The 5,216-nt window shown below is 38.6% G+C and carries 3 protein-coding genes and 1 pseudogene; 3 read left to right on the plus strand and 1 reads right to left on the minus strand.

Annotated elements, in window-relative coordinates:
- Window positions 1-237, plus strand: a pseudogene (locus AC2JBO_RS42850) (hypothetical protein); the annotation flags it as partial.
- A gap of 44 nt (window positions 238-281) precedes the next feature.
- Here AC2JBO_RS42850 and AC2JBO_RS42855 read toward each other — a convergent pair.
- Window positions 282-1,430 carry a cysteine desulfurase family protein gene (locus tag AC2JBO_RS42855; RefSeq protein WP_496959711.1) on the minus strand — a complete coding sequence of 383 codons (1,149 nt, stop codon included), beginning with the start codon at window positions 1,428-1,430 and terminating at the stop codon, window positions 282-284.
- A gap of 207 nt (window positions 1,431-1,637) precedes the next feature.
- Here AC2JBO_RS42855 and AC2JBO_RS42860 point away from each other — a divergent pair, with 207 nt between their 5' ends.
- Window positions 1,638-2,507 carry an MBL fold metallo-hydrolase gene (locus AC2JBO_RS42860; protein WP_496959712.1) on the plus strand — a complete coding sequence of 290 codons (870 nt, stop codon included), beginning with the start codon at window positions 1,638-1,640 and terminating at the stop codon, window positions 2,505-2,507.
- Between the two features lie 240 nt (window positions 2,508-2,747).
- Window positions 2,748-5,072: a CBS domain-containing protein gene (locus AC2JBO_RS42865; protein ID WP_496959713.1), complete on the plus strand. Its 2,325-nt coding sequence runs from the start codon at window positions 2,748-2,750 to the stop codon at window positions 5,070-5,072.
- The last annotated feature ends 144 nt before the right edge of the window (window positions 5,073-5,216 follow it).

Consider the following 5,216-nt stretch of genomic DNA (forward strand, 5'->3'; position numbering starts at 1 on the left):
TGGGGTCAGAAACCCCATCTGAACTTACCTTCTGCCCTCTGCCCTCTGCCTTCTGCCTTCGTTTATTGGATAGTTAATTTGATTGAACGACAAATCGAAGTTTATACGCAACCTGATAGTTCTGGTGAAGAAGCTACTTATATAAGGCGCCAAGATTTCGATTTATCTTCACAAGTTAGTGTGATGATTGAGGGGTGTGAGGTTGGGAGGTTCAATGTTAGGGATTTATTGTCATAATATAATAAAAACAGGCAGGGATGCCTGTTCCACAAGAGTTGTTTCTATTTTTGGAGTCTTGATAAAATTTGTTTTAATACCATTGCTGTCCAATCTATGTCTTCTTGTGTGGTGTCTTTTCCTAGTGTCATTCTGATACCAGCTGTTGCGGCTTTTTCTGAATATCCCATTGCTAATAGTATGGGACTGGGACTAATTTTACCACTGCTACATGCTGACCCTGCACTAATCCCAATTCCTGCTAGGTTCATTTGTCTAACTAAGTTTCGACCGTTAATTTTTTCTCTATCACCTGTTTCTATACAAATACTAACATGATGCGGTAAACGGTGTGATAAATCGCCTGTTGCCATCAAACCAGGAATATCTGATAGTTGAGAAAATAAGCTATCACGCAATTTTATTAATCTCGGCGCCTCTTTGATAATTTCTTTTTCTGCTAGCGTTGCTGCTAACCCAAACCCAGCTATCATGGCAACTGCTTGTGTTCCCGAACGTAGTCGCGTTTCTTGTCCACCACCTAATATTAATGGCACTATCTCAACACCTGGACGAACATACAAGGCGCCTGCTCCTTGGGCACCATATATTTTATGACTTGATAAGCTGAGTAAATCTACAGGTATTGATTGCACATCAAGAGGTAAACGACCAGCAACTTGCACTGCGTCAGTGTGAAATAACACACCTTTTGCGCGCGCAATATCACATAACTCAGCAATTGGTTGAACGGTTCCGACTTCGCTTTGCCCATAAACTATAGATATCAATACAGTATTATCTTGTATCGCCGCTTTTAAATCTTCCGGGTTAACTCGTCCTTTCGCGTCAACACCTAACCGCGTTACCTGCCATCCCCATAATTCCAACATGCGCGCGGGTTCTGTAACTGCTGAATGCTCAACGCTGGAAATAATCAGATGCTGAGGCTGACTATACAAGCGTGCTATACCCATAATCGCCAAATTATCTGCTTCTGTACCGCCTGATGTAAATACAATCGATTCAGGGTCTGTTGCATTCACAAAAGAAGCAACTTGACACCGTGCAGTTTCCATAACTGTAGCAGCTTGTTGCCCCCACTCATGTAAGCTGGACGGATTGCCCCACTCTTGCGCGAGAACTGATTGAATTACTGTAATGACTTCTGGACGAGTTGGAGTAGTGGCACTATAGTCAAGATAAATTTGCATACTTTAATCAATTTTAAATAAACTTGGCAATACGCTGGTTCTATTCTCAGGTTACACAGCTATGTACTGCAAATCCTCACCTCAAATCGCGTAGCTGTATCTATTCTTTTAGATAGATTTTTAAAACGTATATATTTATTTTCAATAAAATGAACTCATAACGACTACGAATTTGTTAAGCTAGTAATAAGGCTCGTAGGATTTAACATGGCACATTTAGAATATCGGCGCCCAGAAAACGTTAGTGGCGATTTTTACGTTGATACAAGCTGTATAGATTGTGATACTTGTAGATGGATGGCGCCTAATATATTTATAGAATCGGGCGAACAGTCGGCAGTATATCATCAGCCTGAAAATGAAGCAGAAAGAAAACTAGCACTGCAAGCTTTATTATCTTGCCCAACGGGTTCGATAGGTACTGTCTCAAAACCGCGAGACATTAAAGACGCACAAGAAACTTTTCCCATACTTATAGAAGAAAATGTTTATCACTGTGGGTATCACTCAGAAAACTCATATGGCGCCGCGAGTTACTTGATAAAATTACCCGAAGGAAATATCTTAGTTGACTCACCGAGGTTTACTCCACCGTTAGTTAAGCAACTGGAGCAACTAGGAGGAATTCGCTATATGTATCTAACACACCGAGATGACGTAGCAGACCACAAAAAGTTTGCTGAACATTTTAAGTGTCAGCGAATTCTCCATAGTGATGATATTACGTCGGGAACGAGGGATGTAGAAATTCAGCTAACTGGAACAGAAAATGTAGAGTTGGCGCCTGATATATTAATCATTCCCGTACCTGGTCACAGTAAAGGACACACAGTTTTACTTTACAAAAATAAATATCTGTTTACTGGCGACCATCTAGCATGGTCAGAGGAAAATCAGCAACTCATTGCTTTTCGTGATTTCTGCTGGTACTCATACTCAGAACAGATAAAATCAATGCACGAGCTAGCAAACTATACATTTGAATGGGTGTTACCAGGTCATGGTCGTAGATACCATGCAGACCCCCAAACAATGAAGCAGCAGATGCAAAAATGCCTAACTTGGATGGAATTGTAGATATACCTCCTCCCCCTCGTGTAGAGACGCGATGTTCTTCGCGTCTCTACGTGTTTTTATAGTAACAATATTTACCACAGTACTCTTGACATAGAATACTGTTTTAATTAAATTGAATAAACCAGCCTATTTCTTCCTGATTAAAAGTTAGTAAATTAGCAATAAGAAAAAGAAATCGATAAATAATTTTACTAACTTGGGTGTAGAAAGGAGGAAAAATTAATTTTATAAGCACACTTTATGTTCGGCTACAAAAAAGATTTGATTATTACTCATCACGTACTCACCGCAACAGCAAATATTACGGTAGCAGAAGCGCTAGTATTAATGACTGATAATTGCATTAGTTATTTGTTTATAGTGAGTCAAGAAGCTAGCATTTCTTCATTAGGAAAATTAACAGGGGTATTCACCGAGAGTGATTTGGTAGGACTGGCGGCAAATCAAATCGACTTAAATAGCGTCACTCTTGATAGTGTGATGAGTAAAGAATTGATAACGATTACAGAAACAGAATCGCAAGATATATTTGTTGCACTCAGTAAGTTTAGTAAGCATAAAATTCATCATCTTCCTGTAATAGATGACAAAGGTAATTTGATAGGGGTAATCACTCCTCATAGTGTTCAAGACATTATCCAACCACTAGATTTACTTCGACACAAAAGGGTAAGAGAAGTAATGTCTTCTCATGTCATATGTGCTTATAATAGCACTTCTATTTTAGAATTGACAAAAATCATGGCTCAACAACGAGCTAATTATGTTGTAATTGTTGAAAATAGTCAGTATCAAGATTCATCTAATCAAATTCCACTTGGAATTACCACTAAAAAGGATATTCTCCAGTTTTGTAGTCTTGGATTAAATTTGGCGAACACAAAAGCTTTTACAGTGATGAGTACGCCTTTAAGAAAAATTACAGATTCTGATTCGATGTGGACTGCAAATCAAGTTATGCAAAGACATAAAATCAGGCACCTAGTTGTTACAGACGACAAAAATTTTCTAGTGGGAATAATCAATCAGGCTGAGATGGTTGAGGAGATTAACTGTATAGAACTGTTACAAACAGTAGAAACATTACAGGGTATTGTTGATGAGAAAACATTGGAATTAAAACAATTAAATCAGCAATTACAGCGTGAAGTGAATGAACGTCGGCTTTATCAAATGAAGTTGCAGTCTTCTGAAGCGCAAATGCGGGCATTATTTGAAGCAATGACCGATATTATACTGGTAGTAGATACAAACAATAACAAAATTGGCACAGTTCAGATATTACCAACTTATTCTGGTTATGAAGAGCAACTTAAGATTGATTTAGCTGGTAAAACAGTCGAAGCTTTCCATCAACCGCAAACGGCGCCAAAATGGTTAGAAAAAGTCACTCAAGCACTGCAAACGCAGCAAGTTGTTAGTTTTGAGTATTGTTTGGAGTACAATAATATTAAGATGTGGTTTAGTGCAAATGTTTCACCAATAACAGAAAATAAAGTATTGTGGGTAGCGCGCGACATTAGCAAACGTAAATCTCTTGAAACAGCTTTACAAATAAGCGAAACCCAAGAACGACAAAAAGCACAACAACTCGAAGCAGCTTTAACAGAGCTTAAACGCGCGGAGGTTCAACTTATCTTAGATGAGAAAATGGCTTCGTTAGGTCGCATGGTGGGAGGTATCGCTCACGAGATTAATAATCCCAACAATTTTATCTATGGTAATATTCAGCCAGCTAGTGAGTATGGTGAAGAACTTCTTGATTTAATACACTTATATCAAAAACACTATCCTCAACCAGTTCCAGAAATTATTCAAAAACAGGCAGCGATTGATTTAGAATACATTAGCCAAGACTTTCCAAAGTTGCTCGCATCAATTCGAGAAGGCGCCGAGCGTATTCGGAAAATCGTAAAATTACTACAGAGTTTTTCCAGCTTAGATAGCCCAGAATATAAAAAGATTGATATACATAAAAGTATTGACAGTACAATACAGCTTTTACAGCATCGTCTCCAACCACAACCAAACCGTCCAGCGATTCAAATTATTAAAGAGTACAATTTTAAAACAAGTGTCGAATGTTACCCTGGTCAAATAACCCAGGTATTTATGAGCATCATCGCAAATGCAATTGATGCCATTGAAGAAAGTATATTTAAGAGTACACAATCTGGTACAAAACAGAAGTTAAGTAATAGCTCATCAAGCTATCAACCTGCAAATTACTTGACGGCGCCTGTTACAAGTACGAACTCAGATTCTGTGTACACAGTAGGTAGCAATAAATGTACATACCCATATATTCGGATTCGCACTGTTTGTTCAAATTCAAGTATTGTGATTGCAATATCTAACAATGGTGCTGCTATCAAGGCAGAGATTTTACCCAAAATTTTTGAGCCATTTTTTACAACAAAGGCGCCGGGTAAAGGGACGGGTTTGGGTTTATCTATCTGCTATAAAATTATTTCGGACGCACATAAAGGTGAAATTATCTGCCATTCTGCGGAAGGGCAAGATACAGAGTTTGTTATTAACCTGCCAATACTACAGCGTGTGTAAGTACGCAATTAATTGTACGTAAGAGTTGATACACAGGCAGGATGCCTGTGCCACAAGAACACTCAGCACTCATTACTCAGCACTCATTACTCAGCACTCAGCACTCAGCACTCATTACTCAGCACTCAGCACTCAGCACTCATT

This window comes from Calothrix sp. CBUCES-K 9914 (genome assembly GCF_059640475.1).